The 20,160-nt window shown below is 38.7% G+C and carries 19 protein-coding genes and 2 tRNA genes; 2 read left to right on the forward strand and 19 right to left on the reverse strand.

The genetic code is table 11. The features are described 5' to 3' along the window. Positions 1–242 precede the first annotated feature (242 nt). From CUU59_RS05660 to CUU59_RS05685, 6 genes are all read right to left on the reverse strand, one after another. Positions 243–620 carry an IS3 family transposase gene (locus tag CUU59_RS05660; protein ID WP_099951023.1) on the reverse strand — a complete coding sequence of 126 codons (378 nt, stop codon included), beginning with the start codon at positions 618–620 and terminating at the stop codon, positions 243–245. Between the two features lie 157 nt (positions 621–777). Continuing rightward, positions 778–1,230 carry a GatB/YqeY domain-containing protein gene (locus tag CUU59_RS05665; RefSeq protein ID WP_099951024.1) on the reverse strand — a complete coding sequence of 151 codons (453 nt, stop codon included), beginning with the start codon at positions 1,228–1,230 and terminating at the stop codon, positions 778–780. A 2-nt stretch (positions 1,231–1,232) separates the two neighbouring features. Then, the gene (rpsU, locus tag CUU59_RS05670) at positions 1,233–1,415 is read right to left on the reverse strand and encodes a 30S ribosomal protein S21 (RefSeq protein ID WP_075574584.1); all 183 of its coding nucleotides are present in this window, start codon (positions 1,413–1,415) and stop codon (positions 1,233–1,235) included. 368 nt (positions 1,416–1,783) lie between these two features. Beyond that, positions 1,784–4,021, reverse strand: coding sequence for an S-layer homology domain-containing protein (locus CUU59_RS05675; RefSeq protein WP_169922873.1), 2,238 nt, complete (start codon positions 4,019–4,021; stop codon positions 1,784–1,786). A gap of 156 nt (positions 4,022–4,177) precedes the next feature. After that, positions 4,178–4,705, reverse strand: a complete 528-nt coding sequence (locus CUU59_RS05680; RefSeq protein WP_099951026.1) for a DUF948 domain-containing protein — start codon at positions 4,703–4,705, stop codon at positions 4,178–4,180. 11 nt (positions 4,706–4,716) lie between these two features. Continuing rightward, entirely contained in the window at positions 4,717–5,130 is a 414-nt protein-coding gene (locus CUU59_RS05685) for a YtxH domain-containing protein (protein WP_099951027.1), read from the reverse strand. A gap of 187 nt (positions 5,131–5,317) precedes the next feature. On the opposite strand from CUU59_RS05685, the gene CUU59_RS05690 reads away from it, so the two are divergent. Then, positions 5,318–7,069, forward strand: a complete 1,752-nt coding sequence (locus CUU59_RS05690) for an ABC transporter ATP-binding protein (protein ID WP_099951028.1) — start codon at positions 5,318–5,320, stop codon at positions 7,067–7,069. Continuing rightward, on the forward strand, positions 7,062–9,050 hold the full coding sequence (locus tag CUU59_RS05695; protein WP_099951029.1) for an ABC transporter ATP-binding protein: 1,989 nt from the start codon (positions 7,062–7,064) through the stop codon (positions 9,048–9,050). Before CUU59_RS05690 ends, CUU59_RS05695 begins: the two co-directional genes overlap by 8 nt. Positions 9,051–9,772: 722 nt before the next feature. Here the strand turns inward: CUU59_RS05695 and CUU59_RS05700 are convergent. From CUU59_RS05700 to CUU59_RS05760, 13 genes are all read right to left on the reverse strand, one after another. Beyond that, positions 9,773–11,389 carry an ABC transporter ATP-binding protein gene (locus CUU59_RS05700; protein ID WP_099951030.1) on the reverse strand — a complete coding sequence of 539 codons (1,617 nt, stop codon included), beginning with the start codon at positions 11,387–11,389 and terminating at the stop codon, positions 9,773–9,775. 277 nt (positions 11,390–11,666) lie between these two features. Continuing rightward, entirely contained in the window at positions 11,667–12,098 is a 432-nt protein-coding gene (locus CUU59_RS05705) for a hypothetical protein (RefSeq protein WP_099951031.1), read from the reverse strand. Continuing rightward, positions 12,083–12,436: a hypothetical protein gene (locus CUU59_RS05710; RefSeq protein WP_099951032.1), complete on the reverse strand. Its 354-nt coding sequence runs from the start codon at positions 12,434–12,436 to the stop codon at positions 12,083–12,085. Before CUU59_RS05710 ends, CUU59_RS05705 begins: the two co-directional genes overlap by 16 nt. 73 nt (positions 12,437–12,509) lie before the next feature. Next, positions 12,510–12,965, reverse strand: a complete 456-nt coding sequence (locus CUU59_RS05715; RefSeq protein WP_099951033.1) for a 23S rRNA (pseudouridine(1915)-N(3))-methyltransferase RlmH — start codon at positions 12,963–12,965, stop codon at positions 12,510–12,512. Next, positions 12,962–13,729, reverse strand: a complete 768-nt coding sequence (locus tag CUU59_RS05720) for an MBL fold metallo-hydrolase (protein ID WP_075574574.1) — start codon at positions 13,727–13,729, stop codon at positions 12,962–12,964. Before CUU59_RS05720 ends, CUU59_RS05715 begins: the two co-directional genes overlap by 4 nt. A 13-nt stretch (positions 13,730–13,742) precedes the next feature. Next, a complete protein-coding gene (locus tag CUU59_RS05725; protein ID WP_099951034.1) occupies positions 13,743–14,558 on the reverse strand; it encodes a two-component system regulatory protein YycI in 816 nt (271 codons plus the stop codon). Between the two features lie 2 nt (positions 14,559–14,560). After that, entirely contained in the window at positions 14,561–15,664 is a 1,104-nt protein-coding gene (locus CUU59_RS05730; RefSeq protein ID WP_099951035.1) for a hypothetical protein, read from the reverse strand. Further along, entirely contained in the window at positions 15,651–17,444 is a 1,794-nt protein-coding gene (locus CUU59_RS05735) for an ATP-binding protein (protein WP_099951036.1), read from the reverse strand. Before CUU59_RS05735 ends, CUU59_RS05730 begins: the two co-directional genes overlap by 14 nt. A 1-nt stretch (position 17,445) precedes the next feature. Beyond that, positions 17,446–18,135 (reverse strand): response regulator, encoded by a 690-nt coding sequence (locus CUU59_RS05740; protein ID WP_075574570.1) that lies wholly within the window; start codon positions 18,133–18,135, stop codon positions 17,446–17,448. Positions 18,136–18,195: 60 nt separating this feature from the next. Beyond that, positions 18,196–18,272, reverse strand: a tRNA-Arg gene (locus CUU59_RS05745). Between the two features lie 20 nt (positions 18,273–18,292). Then, positions 18,293–18,369 (reverse strand) — tRNA-Arg (locus CUU59_RS05750). 270 nt (positions 18,370–18,639) lie between these two features. Then, on the reverse strand, positions 18,640–19,446 hold the full coding sequence (locus tag CUU59_RS05755; RefSeq protein ID WP_099951037.1) for an SDR family NAD(P)-dependent oxidoreductase: 807 nt from the start codon (positions 19,444–19,446) through the stop codon (positions 18,640–18,642). A 78-nt stretch (positions 19,447–19,524) separates the two neighbouring features. Continuing rightward, positions 19,525–20,151 (reverse strand): transporter associated domain-containing protein, encoded by a 627-nt coding sequence (locus tag CUU59_RS05760; RefSeq protein ID WP_099951038.1) that lies wholly within the window; start codon positions 20,149–20,151, stop codon positions 19,525–19,527. Between the last annotated feature and the right edge of the window lie 9 nt (positions 20,152–20,160).

A 20,160-nucleotide genomic window follows, 5' to 3' on the forward strand; every position in this document is an offset into this window, starting at 1 on the left:
CGCATACAAGATGCGATCGATATTTTTCGGGCCACATTCTCCTCAGATTGTTGTACCCAATTAGGAAAAACTCGGTCCACATAAAGTGGACCCTACACGCTTCGCTGGATTTTTCCTTCGTAAACAACAAACTCAAGTGAGTCAATGCATACCAATCGGTCAATTTTTATACGAGGCGGTGGCTACCATAAAGTGAACTGCCCCTTGTCAAGTAGACACAACAATTAATTAAAAACACATATTTAAACTGCATACTCTCTGTACTCCAACGGAGCCATGCAGTTTAATCTTTTCTGGAACCTCTCGTTGTTGTAAAACTCAATGTAATTCATAATTCTTTCTTTTAATTCTTCTAAAGAATTAAACTCTTTACCATAAAACATCTCTGCCTTTAATGTACCAAAAAACCCTTCCATTGTAAATTCTTTTGAAAAACTTCCGTTTGAAGTTCTTGACTTTAGAGCCTCTTCTCCTTTTTCCTTGTACTTTACATACCATGAGGCGACAGTTGTATCTCCTGCATTTATTTCCTTGGCTATTTCTATGAATGATTTGTTTCCTTTTTCGTATTCTTTACATGCTTGTATTTTTGTTTCTAAGTCAAATTTAATTTTCCCCATTTTTTCTCCTTTTTATGTGTTTTTAATTAATTAGACTGTCTACTTTGCATGTATCATACCAAAAGGTAGCCGCTACAATTTTCCGCCTCGTTTTTTAATTGACCTCTTGGGCAGGGTTGCAAAAAATCCCTCCACAAAAAAAGCTCCAAGCTTTTTATTAATTCTTGGAACTTAATTTTTCTTTTATTATTTCCGACATTCTCTTAGGGGTCGCGCGAGAGCCGATTTGTTCTTTAGCACTTGCCATAACCTTGCCCATATCCTTGATGGATTCGGCCTTGGTTTCAGCTATTATCTTTTCGATAATTTCTGCCAGCTCGTCGTCAGACAATTGCTTAGGAAGATATTTTTCCAAGATTGCAATCTCAGCCTTGGTATCTTCGATTAGGTCATCGCGGTTGGAATCTTTAAGAGATTCAAGCGTGTCGGAACGCTCTTTCAATTCTTTTTGAATCATTTGCATAATGAGATCATCATTAGCATCTTCTCGATTATCAACTTCATATTGCTTAATGCGAGACCTGAGCATGGTGATTGTGTTTTTTCTTAGATTATCTTTTTCTTTCATGGAAGTCTTGAGATCTTCCATCAATATATCTTTAAGTGACATTATTAAAATCCTCTACGTTTTTTCTTCTTAGCAGCTATAGCCTTGTTTTTTCTTTTAACGCTAGGTTTTTCGTAGTGTTCTCTTTTTCTAATTTCTCCCAATACACCTGCACGTGCACATTGTCTTTTAAAACGTTTTAAGGCACTGTCTAGAGATTCGTTTTCTCCTACTCTGATTTCTGACATACTCTTCCCCCCTCTCATCGGTTGCTTCACCATGTCTTGTACATTATACAACTACGGCTCAAAAAAATCAAGCCACAGGAAATCTGAAGGGGAAAAGGGGAAAAATAAATTTATTTTATGGGTTTTAATGAATAATTTATTATCAAAAATCAAAAATTATATAGCCTCAATCCTTATATTAATTGTGAAATTTATCAGAAGGAAAGTAGGGTCCATCTTTATGTGGACCGCCACAGCCACGATTCCCTTTAGGGTGAGTGGTTGTGGGAAAAATCGCCTCAATTTTTATTATTTTCATCCAACAAAAAAGAGCCCCGGCTATCTGCCGGGGCTCTTGTGATTTAAAATTTATTTGCTAATCAAGAGGATTAGTTTAAAGGATTGACAGCAACTCCACCTGCTGAGTATTGAGGCATAGCCCAAATACCGTTAGGTTGCATGTGAGTTAACCAAACTCTGTTTCCGTTTAATTTTACCTTGTAGGAAATTGAGTTTGTAGCTGTAATAATATCAAAGTAATAATCCATACCGCGTGTTACGTCGTTGAATTTATTCATTTGATTTGCATACTTGATAATATAATCTTGGTCTGGACCATAGCCTAGAGCACCGTTAAAGATGTGAACTGTTTCAGCTCTGGTGATTGGAGCGTTTGGTACAAAACCATTCTTGGTATCGAGCCAGCCGTTTACATAAGCTGTTTGGATATAACCTTGAGCCCAGTAGTGGCTTGTTAGACCAAATACATTACCTGGAGTTGTTTGATAGTTTTTAAGTCTAGCTGCTGTAACAACAAGTTCAGCCTTTGTAACCAATCTGTTTGGTTCAAAGTTGCCTGCAGGAGTACCTTCCATAATGCCGTATGATGTTACTAAATCAACAGCTCCCTTGTACCATCTGTAGTCTTCAACATCCTTGTATTGTTTTGGATTGTAAACTGTTGTCTTGCCAGATTGTCTTAGAAGATTTGCAACGATTTGTGCAACTTGAGCCCTGGTTAATTGTTCGTTAGGACCAAAGTTTCCGTTAGAAGTACCTTGCATATAAGCACTTCTAATATAAATTGTATTATCTACTAAATCTGCAGCGTTAATAGCAGCTTCCAAATTGTTGTAAGCTGTTGAATATGATGATCTGCCTCTAAGAGCACGGTAGCCATCATCAATAGCTGCTTGTAAATTGTTTACGATTTGCTTGTCAACATTGCCCTTGACTTCGCCTCTAACTTTTTCAGCCTTTGAAATAAGATCTCTCATATTTTTAACTTGGCTTGATGTTAGACCATTGTATCCATAGTAATCATAACCATAGTAATAGTCACTTGAGTATGATGGATAAGCAAGTCCTGAGTAGTTGATATAGATTGATGAATTTGTAGGATATTCTCTAGCAATAGCTCTGATAGCATCGATCAATCTTTCAAGTCTTGCACGATAGTTTGATCCGTAGTAATCATAGTAGCCATTATAGTATCCATCGTATGTCCAACCATAGTATGGATCCCAGTAGCCATAGCCATCTCTATATTTTAATCTTTCAGATTCGTATGGGTATCTACCAAAAGTTCTGTAGTAATCGCTGTATGAATAAACTTTTCCATTTCTTTCATAAAGGTCTTCATAGTAACCATCATAGTAGTCACCATAGTAACCATATCTTCTGTAGTTTTCCATATCATATGTGCCATAGCGACTTACATATTCATCAAAAGTATACCAATTGCCATTTCTGTAGTAAACTCTGTCACCATAGTAATAACCATCGTTGTATCTGCCATCATAATATCCCCAGTACTTATTGTTATACATATCAGCTACATCGCTGTAAGCTGAATTAAATTCTGTTCTTGCAGCATAGCTTGCGTTTGCAATTTGTGTTGGGTAAGAATTTTTGAAAGCCTTGGCCTTATCCATTGTGTATTCCAATGAAGCTGGTCTGTAATAACCATAATTGCGATATCTTGGTGTAGATGGATAGCCAACATAAGTCCATTGAGCAAATAAAGCGCTTACTACATCTTCTACTTTTGTGCTAGAAGAAAGTAGACTTCCACTGCTGCTATATGAAAAACCATTTAATCTATAGCCATCCCTTGAAAGATCAACATCAGCCAAAGTTGATCCATTTAATAGAGTCTTACTTGTAGTTGATGAATCGCTTGTGCTGTAGTTTAAATAAATTGTGAGTGTAGTGGTTTTATTTTCCGGCTTTGGTTCAGGTTTTGGTTCTGGTTTAACTTCTTCCTTTGTGCCCGTCTTAATTTTCGCCCTAAAAGTGCTTGTAGCATTAATAAGATTAAATGTTTCAGAATTTAATTCATCCGCAGTCTTACCTTCAGCATCTTTTACAGCTTCTGCATCTGAAATTTCATCTGTCAAAGCCTTCATTTCAGCTGATGTTACAAATTTAATTCCTTTTTCAACTTCAGCTTCAGTCTTATCATCTATTACTTTTGCCTCATCTTTAGCCTTTTTTGCGTCATTAATTGCAAATTCTAAATTTTCTTTTGCTTTTTCTTCTTCTGTAGGCTCTTCAGCATATATTCCTGCTGGTAGTAGAGCTAAGACCATTAGAAGTGCAATAGCAATACATAAAAATTTTTTCATATTATCCTCCTTTTGTTTATAAAAACTTGGGTCTTTCCCAAGCATTATAAATATTTCTTACCTATATTATACACTAATATATAAATATTTCAATTAAAAACACACGCCTTTTGAATAAATTTAACACAATTGTAACATTATCCAGGCGTGTGTGTATTAATTGAAGAATCTTCTAATAGATGTTAGAAAGTCTGCTATTTTATTTAATCCGCTTTCTTTAGTTTTTAGAAATCCTAATTTTGTGTTGGCTCCCAAGAGTTTCAAATTGTCAATTGCATGATCAACTGAGTCTACTGTCTTGTTGCCCAGATTTGCAATGCCGTTTACAACTCCAACTACTCCTGTTGTTACAGAGTCCACAGCTTGTTCAGCTGAGTTTGTAATACCAACAGCCTTATCGGATACACTTGATACATTTGCTAAAATCTTTTTTATTTCTGGTTCGGAATCTTCCAATAGATTTGCAACGCTTATCGTGATGTCATCAACATTCGCAATTACTTGTGGCAATTGGTTTAGACTATCGTCTATGTTTCTCTTGTTGTCTTCCGCAATTTTGTTGACCTGTGAAAGGGTCTTTGACAGCTTTACAAACATAATGCCTAGGGCTACAAGTGCAAAGGCACCTGCCAAAATTAAAATCCAAAGGAGTACGTCCGTTACCATTACAGCTCCTAAAATCATTGTATCACTCCTTACTTAGTATTTTTCTTTTCTTCTTGGACTTTTTCCTTTGCTTTTTCTGTTTTTTCTTTAGCATCTGCTACTTTTTCATCAGCCTTATCTACTACATCTTCAGCAGCGTCTAGGGCCTTGCTAGCTACTTCGTCCATTTTTTCCTTGGCGCCTTCAGCTAATTTTGCTTTTTCTTCGTTAATCTTTGTAACAGTTTTGTTGTAACCGTCTTTTACTTTTTCTTTTTGTTCGCCATAGAATTCTTTGATGTCTTCTCTGGTTTCTTCACCTGATTTTGGTGCAAACAAAACACCAGCAGCTCCTCCGATTGCTAGACCTGTTGTTAAACCAAGTACAACCTTTCCTGCGTTTTCCAATAATTTCTTTCTTCTATCTTCTCTAACTTTTGCTTCAATCATGTCAATTATTTTCATAATTTTCCTCCTTGTGTTTTGAAATATTTTCGGCAGTTTCCCTGTCGTTATTTCTTATTTACCCCATTAAAATTTAATTTAAACAAGTAAAATTATCAAGCGTATTGATAAAAAAATATTTATTTCGATATTCGAACTTGATTTTTTCTTACATTTATATTATTATTACTTGAGAGGAGGAAGAGAAATGAAATTTTTAAAATCGGTTTCACGATATATGAAACCTTATTGGAATAAATATATTATCGGTATTTTGTGGCTGATAGTTATAGATACAACCGTTATTTATGTGCCACAAATTATGAGAAATTTCGCCAACGATTATCAAAACGGTATGCTCACCAAAGATAGGCTAGTAACTTACGCCCTATTAACTTTGGGTGCAGCAGTATTAATGTCAATCGGCAGATATTTTTGGAGGGTTTGCCTCTTTGGTTCAGCCAGGCGGATTGAATACGATATTCGAAAAGAGCTTTTTGAGCACTGGCTGGGTATGGACAGGGACTTTTACAATCACAACAAGGTTGGAGACCTCATGGCCTATGCCACCAACGATATAAATGCAATTCGCAACTTTACAGGCCAAGGCATTATGATGAGCGTGGACTCTTCATTTATGCTGATTTTTACTCTTGTAATGATGATTAGGACTTCTGGCCTCAAGTTAACTCTACTTACTTTAATTCCTGTGCCTTTTTCTGCTGCCCTAATTATTTCTTACGGAGGAATGTTTTTTAAAATTTTTAAGGACAGGCAGGTCGCCTATGCAAAATTATCCGACACAACCACTGAAGCTTTTTCGGGCATCCAAGTTATCAAGGCCTTTGTCGAAGAGGACCACGCCAACGATAGATTTGAAGAAGCCAATCAAAATTATTACAAAAAGAATGTCACTGTTATAAAAAAGACAACCTTTTTATTTCCTCTGATGGTTTTGATGTCGGGCCTTAGCTACATGCTGGTAATTTATCTGGGCGCACGTTATGTTATAAACGGGACTATCAGTCTGGGTGACTTTATCGCCCACTATTCATACGTTGGCATTATCATGTGGCCAGCCAGGAGCTTGGGCATGATTATAAATATGATCCAACAAGGCAGCGTTGGTATGGAAAGAATTAAATCTATGCTCAAGGTCGAGCCCAAAATCAAAGAACCTGAAAATCCAATCGCCCTTCCAATGAATAAGGCCAGCGTGGAATTTAAAAATGTTTCCTTTAAATATCCAACGTCTAACAGATATGCTCTAAGAAATGTTTCCTTTAAACTGGAAGACGGCAAGTCACTTGCTCTTGTAGGCAAAACTGGTTCATCCAAGTCGACAATTTTAAAATTAATTTTTAGAGAATACTTGCCTGATGAGGGGGAAATTTTAATCGACGGCGTAAATGTGGCAGACTTGGATTTAAATATGCTGACAGAAAAAGCCGGCTATGTACCCCAAGATAACTTCCTCTTTAGCGAATCCATAGCTGAAAATATCGCCTTCGCCTTTGACGAAGAGATTGATCAAAAATATATAGAAGACGCAGCCAAGATGAGTGGAGTCTACAATGACATCACTAGCTTTAAAAAAGGCTTCGATACCATCTTGGGTGAAAGGGGCGTCACCTTATCAGGCGGCCAAAAGCAAAGGGTTTCCATTGCTCGGGCCCTGATTAAAAATCCAAAACTCTTGGTCCTTGACGACAGCTTGTCAGCTGTTGATACGGATACAGAAAAAGTAATTCTAGAACAAATTGCAAAATTGCAATCGACCATGATTATTGTGGCCCACAGAATTTCTACAATCAAAAACGCTGACGAGATTTTATTCTTAGAAGACGGGGCTATCAAAGAGCGCGGTAACCACGACCAGTTGGTTGAGCTGGACGGCGAATACAACGAGATGTATCAAAACCAACTCTTGGAAAGCGAAATGGAGGCATGGGATGAGTAAAACAGAAAATAAAAATAAAAAATCCTTGATGAAGCACCTCTTGAGCTTTGCAAGGCCATATGTAAAACCACTTATCTTGGCCCTTATCTTGGTAGCATTTTCAACAGTCCTCGAACTAATAAATCCATATTTGGTCAAAGTCGCCATCGACGATTATATCTCAGGCGATATTGTATCAATGGTTGAGGTTGAAAAGGCAAACGAAGATACAATTCCAATTAACGGGAAAAATTATCTACGCGTCCACCCCAAAGAAAAATCCGCTTACAGCGAGGACACGGTTTATTATACAATAGAGACCAAGGGCCAAGAACACACGCTTCTTAAAAACGGTGAGGCCTATGAGGACATTAACCACGACGATTATCTAGACATCAGAAAGAGGGACAACGAAGCAATTATAAAAATCACTCTATTATTTATCCTGGTAATCCTCTTTAACTTTATCTTTACCTGGTGGTTTAACTTCCTCTTAGGGCAAACTGGATCCAAGATTATTTACGATATTAGAAAGCAAGTCTTTGACCATATCATTCGTCAATCTTCAGCTTTCTTCAACAAAAAACCAGTCGGCAGCTTGCTTACAAGAGTTACTTCCGATACGCAAAACCTATCTGAATTTTATTCCAACGTAATGGTAAGCTTTGTCGCAGACCTTGGTATCGTAATCGGCATTATGATCCTTATGCTGAGGCTCAATTACAAGCTGGCCCTCATGTGCTTCTTGCTCTTGCCAGTTATTGTGGCCATTTCAATTTTCTTTAGAAACATTCAGTTCAAGGTCTTCCAAGTCGCCAGAGCTAAACTCTCACGAATTAATTCGACTCTTAACGAATACCTAAGCGGTATGTCTGTTATTAGCATCTTTGGCAAGGAAGAAAAAATGGCCAGAAAGTTTGACGACCAAAACTCCGGCTACCTAAATACGGTCCTAAAAAACGTTCGAAACCACGCCCTCTTTAGGCCAGCAATCGAAATCATTCGGTCACTGGGCGAGGCATTTTTGATCTACTACGGAGGCGGCCAAGTTATCCAAGACAATATCGAGTTTGGTACCCTCTTCCTCTTTATAACTTATCTAAAAAGGTTTTTCATGCCAATTATGGACATGGCAGAAAAATATAATATCCTGCAAATGGCCATGGCCTCTGTTGAAAAGATTGTAGATATCTTGGACACAGACACAGGCATCAAGGCCCTGCCTGAATACGAAAAAAATAATATTCCTGCAGACCTGGGCGACATTGAATTTAGAAATGTAAACTTCTCTTATATACCAGGCGAGCAAGTCTTAAACGACATTTCCTTCAAGATTAAAAAAGGCGAATCAGTCGCCTTCGTTGGAGCAACAGGCGCTGGCAAGTCTTCGATTTTATCACTACTTGCAAGATTTTGGGATATAGATTCGGGCTCAATTACAATTGATGGCGTGGACATCAGGACCATGGACCCAGCAGTTTTGAGAAAGCGTTTGGGCTTCGTCCTCCAAGATGTATTTTTATTCTCGGGCGATATCAAATACAATATCACCCTAGGCAAGGACTACTCCATGGACGAAATCAAAGACGCAGCCAAGCGCGTGCGTGCGGACGACTTTATCCAAAAACTCTCAAACACTTACGACACACGGGTCGAAGAACGTGGATCTACACTATCAACTGGTGAACGCCAACTCCTCAGCTTTGCGCGGACCATCCTCAGAGATCCGGAAATCCTAATCCTCGACGAGGCAACCGCCAGCATCGATACGGAAACAGAGCTCCTCATCCAAGAGGGTCTCCAAGAGCTCATGAAAAATAGGACCACGATTGCAATCGCCCACAGACTATCAACCGTATCCGACATGGATAGGATCATAGTAATGAACAAGGGCCGCATAGTCGAAGTCGGCAACCACCATGAACTCATGGAAAAGCACGGCTACTACTACAGGCTCTACCAATTGCAATTAGACCAAGCCCAAGAAAAAGCCAAAGCTTAAGATTAATTAAAAAACCGTTGTACTTTTAACAGTAAAGCGGTTTTATTTTTTTAAAATGAATTACTTTTTGTCTCCCATAAAAAATTGACCTCTGCTAAGAGTTGTGGAAATAAAACCACAAATTTTTATTGTTCACTTTAGTGGGTTGAGCAAGCGAACGTGGGTCAAATAAAAACCCTTTTACTTTTAATAAATTAAATGGATTTTATTTTTTAAGATAAATAACTCTATTTTTATAAACAATTCTATTCTTTATAAATAAGTGTATTTTTATAAACAAGCTAAATTCAAAAAATAAAAAAGTAAAAGATAAACAAAAGCATTCTACTCGGCAATTGATAAAAGTTATCACTCTCCCATTAGATGTATCTGTTTTTAAAATTTGTCTTTTTAAGTATGAATATTAATAGTATGTTATGAATAAAATTGAGAATTAAATTTATAAAGAAATTTAGAAATAAGTTAGCAAAGAGATAATAGTATATTTTCAAGAATAGCAATTTTTTGTTTATAAAAAGCAAATCAAATGCGGAAATCGCAAAAAAGAGTTACAAAATCAGATGTATGTTTGACGGCGACAAAATAGTCGACGCATTTGGAGAAATATTTCCTCCAACTGAAATCTCGCAAAATAAATAGAGTTGATCTAAAATATTGAATTTAAAAAAGCTGCCCCTTTGGACAGCTTTATTTTTTTGTATTTAGTTGTGTGAAGCACAAGGTTAAAACTTTTCCAAATCGATTATCTTGTTCGTTATTGAAAGCGGGCTTTTTCTGTGCGTTATGATAATTACAATCTTTCCTTCGTCGCCAAGCTTTTTTATGTTTTGCACAATTTTATCCTCAGTTTCATTGTCAAGAGCCGACGTAAACTCGTCAAGTATGATTAAGTCCTTGTCGCTGTAAAGAGCGCGTGCAAGTGCGATTCTTTGTTTTTCTCCACCACTTAAATTTGCTCCCTTCGTTGCAAGCTCGTGGTTGAGCTTCTCGTCTTTTTTCTCTACAAGATTTGAAAGTTCGCTCTCCCTCAAAACATTTTCGTCGACAACTTCATTGTCAAATTGAATATTTCGAAGAATTGTATCTCTGAAAATAAATGGCTCCTGCTCAACAAGCGAAAGATTGTCATAGTAGCTCGAACGATTGATTTTTCTGAGCTCAGTGTCATTTACAATGACCTCTCCGCTATATGTGTCCCAAATTTTTAAGATAATGTCTATAATCGTCGACTTGCCGGAGCCCGACGGTCCAATGATGCCGACGATGTCTCCCTTTTCAAATTTGAAGTTCACGTTTTTAAGAACCGGCTTTTGGGAATCATACGAAAAAGAAACGTCTTTGAACTCGATCGAATCTATACTCTGAATCTTCTCTCCACTCTCTTCTTCCATATCGTCCTCAAGAAAACTCAAAACTCTGTCGCTCATCCCGAGACTGACGTTTATACCCGTGTACCAATCCGAAAGATTTGTCATAGGCTCGTACAAAAAGTCGAGATATGAATAAAAAGCAAAGAGATAGCCAAGTGTAAGTTGTCCCTTTATAATTAAAATCGCACCCGAAATAAGCACTACTATCGGAAGGAGCGCCTTTGTAAATCCGCCCACGCCGTAACTTACTGCGGTGTATTTTTTTATATCCTTTGCCGAATCCGTGTATTCATTTATTGTGTTTTTAAAATTGTCGAGGAAAAATTTTTCCTTGCCATTGATTTTTATCTGCAAAACTCCGTTCAAATATTCCTGTACGGTTTCGGAAACTCTTGTAAAAAGTCGTCTCTCTTTGTTCGATGCCGTTCTTATTTTTTTGTCTATTCTATGGAATGTGAACGTGTATATAGGAACAATCAAAAGAGGTAAAATCGTGAGAATCGGACTCATATAAAACATCAAAACCACGACAATTCCAATTCTCAGCACGTTTAAAATGAGCATGGGAAAACCGATTGAAATGTCGTACGAAAGAATTGACGTGTCGTGCAGAATTCTGTTGGTAAAATCCTCGTCATTCTCTTTGAAAAATTTTACATTCTTTTTGAGCGCAGCTTGGAGCATAATCGTTCTGAAATAGTTCAAATACTCCGTGCTGTACATATGCCATATGTAGTTTTGCATCGAGTTTAAAGTCGCATCTAAAAGTCCGATTATGATTAAAAGTGCTCCGAATTTTAAAATTTCGGCAATAGGCGCACTCACAGTTACCATATTGACAAGCTTTCCGATGAAAAATGGCATTATAGAGCCGATTAGTATCGAAGCTGCGCAAAGTACTACCAGCCAAAATCGCCTTTTTCTAAAGGGTCCTATGTAGCCCAAAAGCTTTCTATATTTTTTAACCATCTTGTCCTCCTTGTATATAAATATTATAGCACATATCGCTCTCGTTTTCTCACATTTCTAACAAAAACCCCTTTTACTCCTAATAAATTAAAAGAATTTTATTTTTTAAGATAAATAATTCTATTTTAAACTTACACAACTAAGGACTTGAACCCAACAATAATAAAAAGAGAAAATAAAAATAGATTGTATATTTTTGCTCATGTTGTGCTTCCCAACACATATTACACAGACAAAAAAAGATGGATATGATCCATCTTTTAATTTTACATATTCTTTATTCAAAGGCGAAGGGGATTTTTACTTCCACGCCCCGGTATCTTATCTTGAGGGTCTTTACCAAAGTGATTTCATCTGCCCTATTGTCGATGGCTGTTACCAATGAGTTCATCAGGCTTCTTAAGTATCTTCTGTTCGCTTCGTTGTGTTTAAAATCCTTATCAAAAGTTGCCTTGTCTCTTAAGTTTTCTGAAAACAAGTTTTCGTCTTTAAATTCTGGACACTTGAGGTCTCCATTATGGGAAGTCGAATTGGCCAAGGCATTGGCGTCTGCCCTTATTATTCTTAGCTCATCTTCTGAGATCTGGTAGTCAAACTCTTCTGCTACTAGTTCTTGAATCATATTTCTCTCTTTGATGGTCCTAAAAAGTCCAAGCAAAAATATGACTAGGACTATATAAATTAAAGTTTTTACTAGTGGTTTGGCCATATGAACATCCCATCTAAGGCAATTATAGCCTCTCTATCCCCGAGTTCTGTCCGCAAAAAGTTATGATATTTTGTAGGATTTTCAGAGTGTTTCTGTCTATAAGGTGTAATTGGATTTGTCGCCATATTAAAATCGGTCAGCGATTTTGGATTGACAAAATTTTTCAGCTGAATTCCGTGCATGTCCGCATAGACTTGGCTTTTTTCATTTTTATCCACCAAGAGCTCTACTTCTAAAAACCTTCTAGACTTGAAGAATACTGTGAAGTTTAAAGCCAAGAGGATAATAATTATTGGTAGGAAAAAAGCATCTACTCTTGTAAATTTTTTATTTTCCATAAGTCCCTCCCAAATATTTCCTGCCTATAGCTTATCATATATGATCGTACTTTTTCAAGAATATGTGCTAAAGCTACTTGTCGTACTTGGCCCCCCGCATGGTTTTTTCTGCCCGATAAATGGCTTCTACTAGGACCAGGCTGGCCATGTGGTGGAGCATTGTCATCTTGCTTAGGGAAATCTTTTTGTATGACTTTATCATATCGTGGTCAAAGCCGTAAGAGCCTCCTATAATAAAGGTGAGCGTCTGTCCGATATTTTCGTTTTTTTCTATAAGATCCGTAAATTCATCTGTCGTAAACATTTTACCGTCTGCGTCCAGAATATAAATTTCCCCCTTGGTTCGACTTAATGCGGCCTCGGTTTCCTTGGTCAGTTTTTCTGGCAGATTGCTCTCGTCGGATTTTAAGCTGACTTCCTTGAGCTCAATCAAGTCTATTTTTTGGTAGACTGAAGATCTTTTTATTAAATCATTTATAATTACTCGATATTCTTTGGGGATTTTTCCCGTGGCAATTATCTGTATCATAATTCTATCAGCTCTCCTATAGCATCCCTATGGGAAATGCAAATTGGCAGGTCGATGCCCGCATCTGTCAACATGTTTTTAACCGTCATCAGGGCCAAGACTTCGTTGTTGTTGTCGTGTGACAAGTGACAAAGGACGATTTGCTTGGTCTTTTTGTCTATATTTTTTATTAAAAATTCTGCGCAGGCTACATTTGATAAATGGCCCTCGGTACTTGCAATCCTTCTCTTCAAATGCAGTGGATAAGGCCCATACTCCAACATATTTAAATCATGGTTGGCTTCTATAAAAAACAAGGTCGACCCCTTGGTGGCTTCCATCGCCTCCTCGCTTACAAAACCCGTATCCGTTATAATGGAAATTTTTTTGTTGCCGTAAATTGCAAAACCAATCGGGTCGATGGCATCGTGGCTGGTGGCGAAGGGTTTTATAAATAAATCCTTAATGGTAAATTCGCCTTCAATAAATCTTCTATTGTGCTTGCCAATGTCCTTGATAGTCGTGGCTGCCGCCCCGTGGGTCTTGGCCGTGGCGTAGATGGGTATGTCGTGCCGCCTGCTGATTACGCCAGCTCCGCAGATGTGGTCGGCGTGTTCGTGGGTTATTAAAATAGCGTCAATATCGTCGATATTAACGCCTATCATAGCCAAGCGACTGGCGGTCTGCTTGCCATTAAGGCCGCAGTCGACTAAAATTTTTGTATCCTTGTATTCAATATATTGCACGTTACCAGTGGACCCACTTTGTAATGAACAAAATTTCATAAGATCTCCTATTCTATTCTATAATTATGATTCGCCCATTGTCCAAACTTACACGGAGGGCAAGTTTGGCATCGCCGCTTAAAACCTTGTCTGGGTTGTTGATATAAGGGATTTCGCTGGGGTCAAATGAATAGCAGTATTCAACGCCCGTCACCGTTCGTCCAGCCACACCCGTCATGTCAATTAGTTTTAAGAGCTTTCTCTTGGGATATTTAATTTCTAAATTATTTTTTACGCTGTCAACTCTAGCAAAGGACCGCCTGTCCATGCTGACGACCCCATTTTCATTTAAAACCAAATTTATATAAGCAAATTCCAAAATGAGATTGGTCTTGGGATCGACTTGTTCAAATTCCAAGTTAAATCTATCATACTTGTTGTCGGAATTGGTCAGGCGCAGATTTTCTTCGCCGAATTTTTCTTTTAAAAAAGCCTTGCCGGCTTCCTCGGCTTCCTCAACAGTTTTTATCAGCTTGCCCTCTGGCTTTGGCGTATTTGTATAGCGGATATTTTTCCCCTGCATAAGATCGACCCTCATGTCCCCTTGGCTAAAAGTTTTCAGCTCTTCTGTCCCACTAATAGTCGGCTTGTCGAAAAAAATCTCCTTGATTTCATCGTCTGTGTAGACCTTGTAAACCAAACTCTTGCCTTCAAAAGTAGCTGGCTTTGGCACTTCTGCATCCAAATAAATGTCGTGGCTCTTTAAAATTTCAGCCAAGTCAAAGTCTTCATAGGCTGAGTGCTGGCGCTTGTACAGCATAGCCCCAAGAAAAATATTTAAAACAATAAATACATATATCAGTTGTGTTTTAGCTCTTGCCCAGTCCATATCTACCTCGTACTCATTGTGGATAAGATGGCCCTGGTCTTGTCAGACTCGGCCTCTGTGTAAATCAAAAAGGGATCGCTGTTGTCCTTGAAGGCATTCCTATAGTCACTCGCATCTGCCCCCACGAAAAGTGAATCCGCTTTCTTCAAATACTTTGAGCTGTAATAAAAGCTCGTGACCTTGCCGCCAGAAATATTAACTGTAATCGGCAGACTATTTGAAACGAAAAAAGGCAGGCTGGAGTTGGCCAGATAAATCAGGGTGTTGTCCTCTGATTCATAAAGGCTTAGAATCCTGTAGTTTGAAAAATTTGCTGGAACTTTTTTTATAAAAGCCCTCAGCACTTTTAAGGTCTCGTGCAAGTTGGGTTTGATATCCACTTGTGGGTCGACGGACAAATAATGTATGTCCCCGTTTTCAAAAATTCTTAAGGATTCATCGTTACTTGCGTACAAATATGAATCGTCTTCACGAATCTCTGCAACTTCTTTCTTTAAAAAGCCGTTTGCAATTTGCTGCCTATCGTCTGCAATATATGAGTCTACTGGATTTACAATATCAGCGTAGGAATCTAGGCCCACGATTTTTGTAGGCATAAATCTCTCGTCGACCTCTACATATTTTTCGTCATTGGTTATAGGCATGGCCAAGCTGTATTTGGATGCAAATTCAAAGACGCCCTTGTCCGTTTGCAAGAGAATTTTTCCTTCATTTGATATAAAGGCCCTGTCAAAATTTTCAAAGTCAAGCTTGGGGAGTTTTTCTTTAAAGCAAGCAAAGAGCATGCCCACAGGCACGTCAAAGGCAGAAATAATTAAAAAGCCCTGGTCTTTTAAATCAGTCGAGACCAATTCATCGCCAATCCTTGTCGGATTTGCTCCGACCAAAGACGAAACGATAAGGGAGTTTATCTCCTTGTTTGGAATTTCCGTGAGAAGTTCGCGGTTTGGATTTACCATGTACATGCGTTTATAACAAATGATTTCCGTTTCGTCCACGTCGATGGTCTCAAGGGTCAACTCTGGTTTGTCGAAAATCAATTTGTAAGACAAAAACAAGGAGAGGATGACCAAGAAAACTAAAAATAAAGTCTTATGCCTCTCCATCCTTATCCTCCCTTGCAAAAGAAATCGTAAAGATAGAGCCCTTGGCAACTTCACTTTCCAAGCTGATATCGCCCTTCATGGCGTCGACCATTTCCTTGGCTATAGCAAGGCCGAGGCCTGTGCCGCCCATGGCCCGCGACCTGGATTTTTCGACCCGGTAAAATCTTTCAAAAATTCTGGCCTGGTCTTTTTTGGCAATACCCATGCCGTTGTCCTTGACAGAAATATAATTCTTTCTACCGTCAGTCCAAGTTCCTACATTTATAATTCCACCCGATGGAGTGTACTTAACTGCATTTGAAATTAAATTTATAACCACTTGCAGCAAATCTTCTTCGTTGGCATAGGAATAAAGGCCCTCAGAAAAATCAGTGTAAAGGGCTTGGTTTTTATCAGCAATTGACATCTTCATCCGCTCTGCCGCAGACTTGGCAATGTCTGTTAGATTAACCAGCTTGAGCTCTTTTTCCTCTGAAGAATATTCCAGAGTTGTCAGAGTTAATAAATCCGAAACAATATGAGCCATCCGGTCTGATTCTTGGTCGATGACCTCCAAGAAATTCATCTTGGTCTCCTCGTCGACGGGATATTTCATGAGGGTTTCCGCATAAGATTTGATAGATGTGATTGGCGTTTTTAATTCGTGGCTAACATTGGCCACAAATTCCCTTCTCATTTCTTCCAGCTTACGCTCCTTGGTCATATCTTGGTAGACAACAATAACGCCGCCAACATTTAAGTTACGGTCTTCAAAAGGCGCATAAATAAATCTATAACTCTTGTTGTGGAGTTTAATGTCGCCTTCGCCTTCCAGGGAAAATGGATTTGCAAAGTTAATTGAGCTAAGGCCCATATCAGCGAGTCTGAGATCCAAATTTTTAGGTTCTACATCCAGCGGCTGGTCAAAAAGTTCGCGGGCCCGGTCGTTTAAGTGAATTATTTTTCTGTTGGAGTCAATAGCCACAACCCCTTCGATCATTTGGTTAAAGATGGTATCCAACTTGGCCCTTTCAATCTCCGTCCGCTCAATATTGCGTTTGAGTTCGGCCGCCAAATAGTTAAACATATCTGCGAAACGACCCATCTCGTCGTTTGATTTTACCTTTATACGCTCGTCAAAATTGCCCTCACTCATGCTCTTGGCAACCTCTGTCGCCTTTACAATGGGGCTGGTAATTCCGTTTGAAATAATAAAGGAAAGTACAATTGTGATCCCTAAGGCAATTAAACCTGAGTCAAGCATAATCCTGTTAGCCCGGGTGATGGTGTTTGAAATATTTGAAAGGTCCATAACAGAATAGACCAGGCCCTTGACGTTTGAGCTTTCGTTTACAATAGGAATGACCAAGTGGGCCTCCCTGTGGGTATCCGTTTCTATAACATCAAAAACCTTCTCACCCAAATAACCCCTCTTTATTAAAGCGGGGTTAAGTTTCTCAATAGTATATACATTTGTGCCCTGCAGGTCGATTGCATCTGCAGTTTTTGACGCAAGGATATTTTCAAAATCCTCGCTGCCTATGATGTAAATATCTTCATCATTTTGAAAACCCCGATCGCTAAGGACGGTTTGCAACCACCTTTGATTGGGATCTAATATGTCATCTTGAAAGGAAAATCCAGTAGTAATTAAAGAATTAATTTGATTTGTGACGTTGTCCTTCTTCTCTTCTATCAAAGAAGCTTCCAGCCTGCCGGTGATTGACGAGGCAACCACCAAAAGCACAGCCAAAACCAAGAGAAAATAAACGGCAACAAACCTCCACTTGATCGATTTCATCCTAGCCTCCGAAGTAGTAGCCGGCCCCTCTTTTTGTAATTATATACTTGTAGGAACCTTCATCTGCTTCGTCTTCAATTTTTTGACGGAGACGCCTAATAGTAACGTCAACTGTCCTGATGTCACCATAGTATTCGTAGCCCCAAACATCTTGCAAAAGTTGCTCGCGGGTGAAAACTTGGTTGGGACTTTCAGATAAATATTTTAAGAGCTCGTACTCACGCATGGTGAGATTTACTGGCTGGCCATTTTTTCTGACCTCATACTTGCCAGTGTCGATTACAAGTTCGCCAAAGACGCGCTCGTCATCCATAACCTCTTCGGTCACAGAAAGCCTACGCAAATTGGCCTTGACCCTAGCAATAAGCTCTCTCATTGAATAAGGTTTTACAATGTAGTCATCAGCTCCAAGCTCCAGGCCCAGAACCTTGTCCACTTCCTCTTCCTTAGCTGTAAGCATAATAATAGGGAAGAAATATTTTTTTCTAAGTTCCTTTAGAACTTCAAAACCGTCGATACCTGGCATCATAACATCCAAGAGCATTAGATCGCAAGCTTTCTTATCCACTTCCTTGAGGGCTTCATAGCCATCTGCAAGTGCGACTACCTCATAGCCCTCTTTTTCTAAATTGAATTTCACTATATCGGTAATAACTTTCTCGTCGTCAACGCAGTAAATTAAATTAGCCATTGATCCTCCTTTGTAAAATCTGTTTACGTCTTCAAATAGCTTATAAGTAAAAATATCTATTGGCGCGAATGAGAGGGATCGAACCCCCAACCTTTCCCGTCGGAGGGGAACGCTCTATCCAATTGAGCTACATTCGCTTGCCAGGCTAATAAAAATATGGCGTGCTTGAGAGGAATCGAACCCCCGACCTACGCCTTAGGAGGGCGCCGCTCTATCCAACTGAGCTACAAGCACATACATATCTACAGGATATTATACCATTTACCCTGCAAAAAATCAAATACAGAAAAAAGTTTTAGACCACGCCTTTTGAAAAAATAAAAAAATTTGTGTTATTTTATATATATAAAAGATATATGTAAATATTAGTTTCAGCGCAAAAAGAGAGACTTAAATCAATAAGTCTGCTAAATATTTTACATAGAGCCTATTAAGTCCAAGGGCTTAGCTGAATACAAAGAAGAAGGAGCAGACAATTTGTCTGCTCCTTTCGTATGCATATTGTTATTGATACATAGACTTTAGTGCTAGTGAAAGTCCTCCATCAACAAGTAGGTCAGTACCTGTTATGAAGCTTGCATCGTCACTTGCTAGGAACTTCACTGCATTTGCAATGTCTTCTGGCTTGCCAGTTCTTTGTGCTGGAGTATTTTCTACCATCTTCTCCATGATTTCAGCGTTTTCCTCTTGTGCTTGCTTAGCCATCTCTGTCATTATGATGCCTGGGGATACTGTTACGATACGAAGTCCTTTTTTACCAAACTTCATTGCGTTTGCTTTAACCATCTCAATAACGCCAAGCTTTGCAAAGTTATATGCGGTGTCGCTGTTACTATCAACAATGCCAGATAGTTTTTCTATAGCGCCTTCTTTATCAGGTTCTACTAGCTCGTTGATGTAGGTATCGCTTACTGGAACAATGTGACCCATCATGGAAGCGATTTGAATTAAAACGCCACCTTTGTGCATGTACTCACAAGCTGCATCTGTGACGAATTTTGCTCCCTTTAAATCGACGTTTAATACGGCATCTACGCTTGCGCCCACTCCTGAGACACCTGCTGAGTTTACTACAGTCTTAAGTTCGCCTTTTGATGCTGCAAACTTGAATAGCTCCCTAACACTGTCTTTGTCAGATACGTCGCATGTCTTGTAGCTGTACTCGGCTTTACCGTCCTTGTTTAAGACATCACATGCCTTTTTAAGCTTATCCTCAGTTCTTCCTGTTATAATAACAAGACCATCTTCAAAAACTTTGGCACTCTTATAGCCTATACCGCTACCGCCGCCAGTAATTACATGAACTTTCATAAATTATCATCTCCTTTTGAATGTATATACCCAATTTATGATCAATACATGCCCCTGGCTAGGACCTATTATCTCCTATTATTTATTTTCTTTTTCAATTTTTACTCTTTCGATTAGGCCGGCTCGCATTTCTACAATAGTTATATCATAGCCTTGGAATTCAAAGTGTTCGCCTTCTTTAATTTCCTTGTCAGTCCTCTTGCTGAGCTCATAGATTAAACCGCCAAGTGTATTTTGCTTGGTGTCCAAGTCGATGCCATAGAGTTCTTTGAGGTCAAAGAAATTTATGCCAGCGGAAATTGTTCCGTCCTTGTCAGATTTTTTGTAAGACTTAACCGTAAAGAATTTCAAAACTACAAAGACCAAGACAATCGAAAGAGTTCCCAATAGGATTTCCGTCATATTGTCAGCATAAACCAACATCTTTCGAGCGATAACGTAGAGCACAAGGGTCAGGATGGATTCGTTTTGGTGGTTTATAATCATGGCTACCAATTCCAATCCGACTACCAACATAAGAGTATGCTTGATAAATTCTGAAAATATTGCGTATGAATATGCACTGTCCGTGGACTTTACATAAAGGACTATATACCTGAGGACATCTGGTATCCCGCCGATAACAGCCACCAGTACTATAAGGCTGATGACGATTTCCACAGCGTGGGCTGCCTTTCTGGTAAATGAATTTATATCTGGCTTCATAATTCCCTC

Origin of the sequence: Ezakiella peruensis, from assembly GCF_900215725.1 — a bacterium.
GTDB lineage: Bacteria > Bacillota > Clostridia > Tissierellales > Peptoniphilaceae > Ezakiella > Ezakiella peruensis.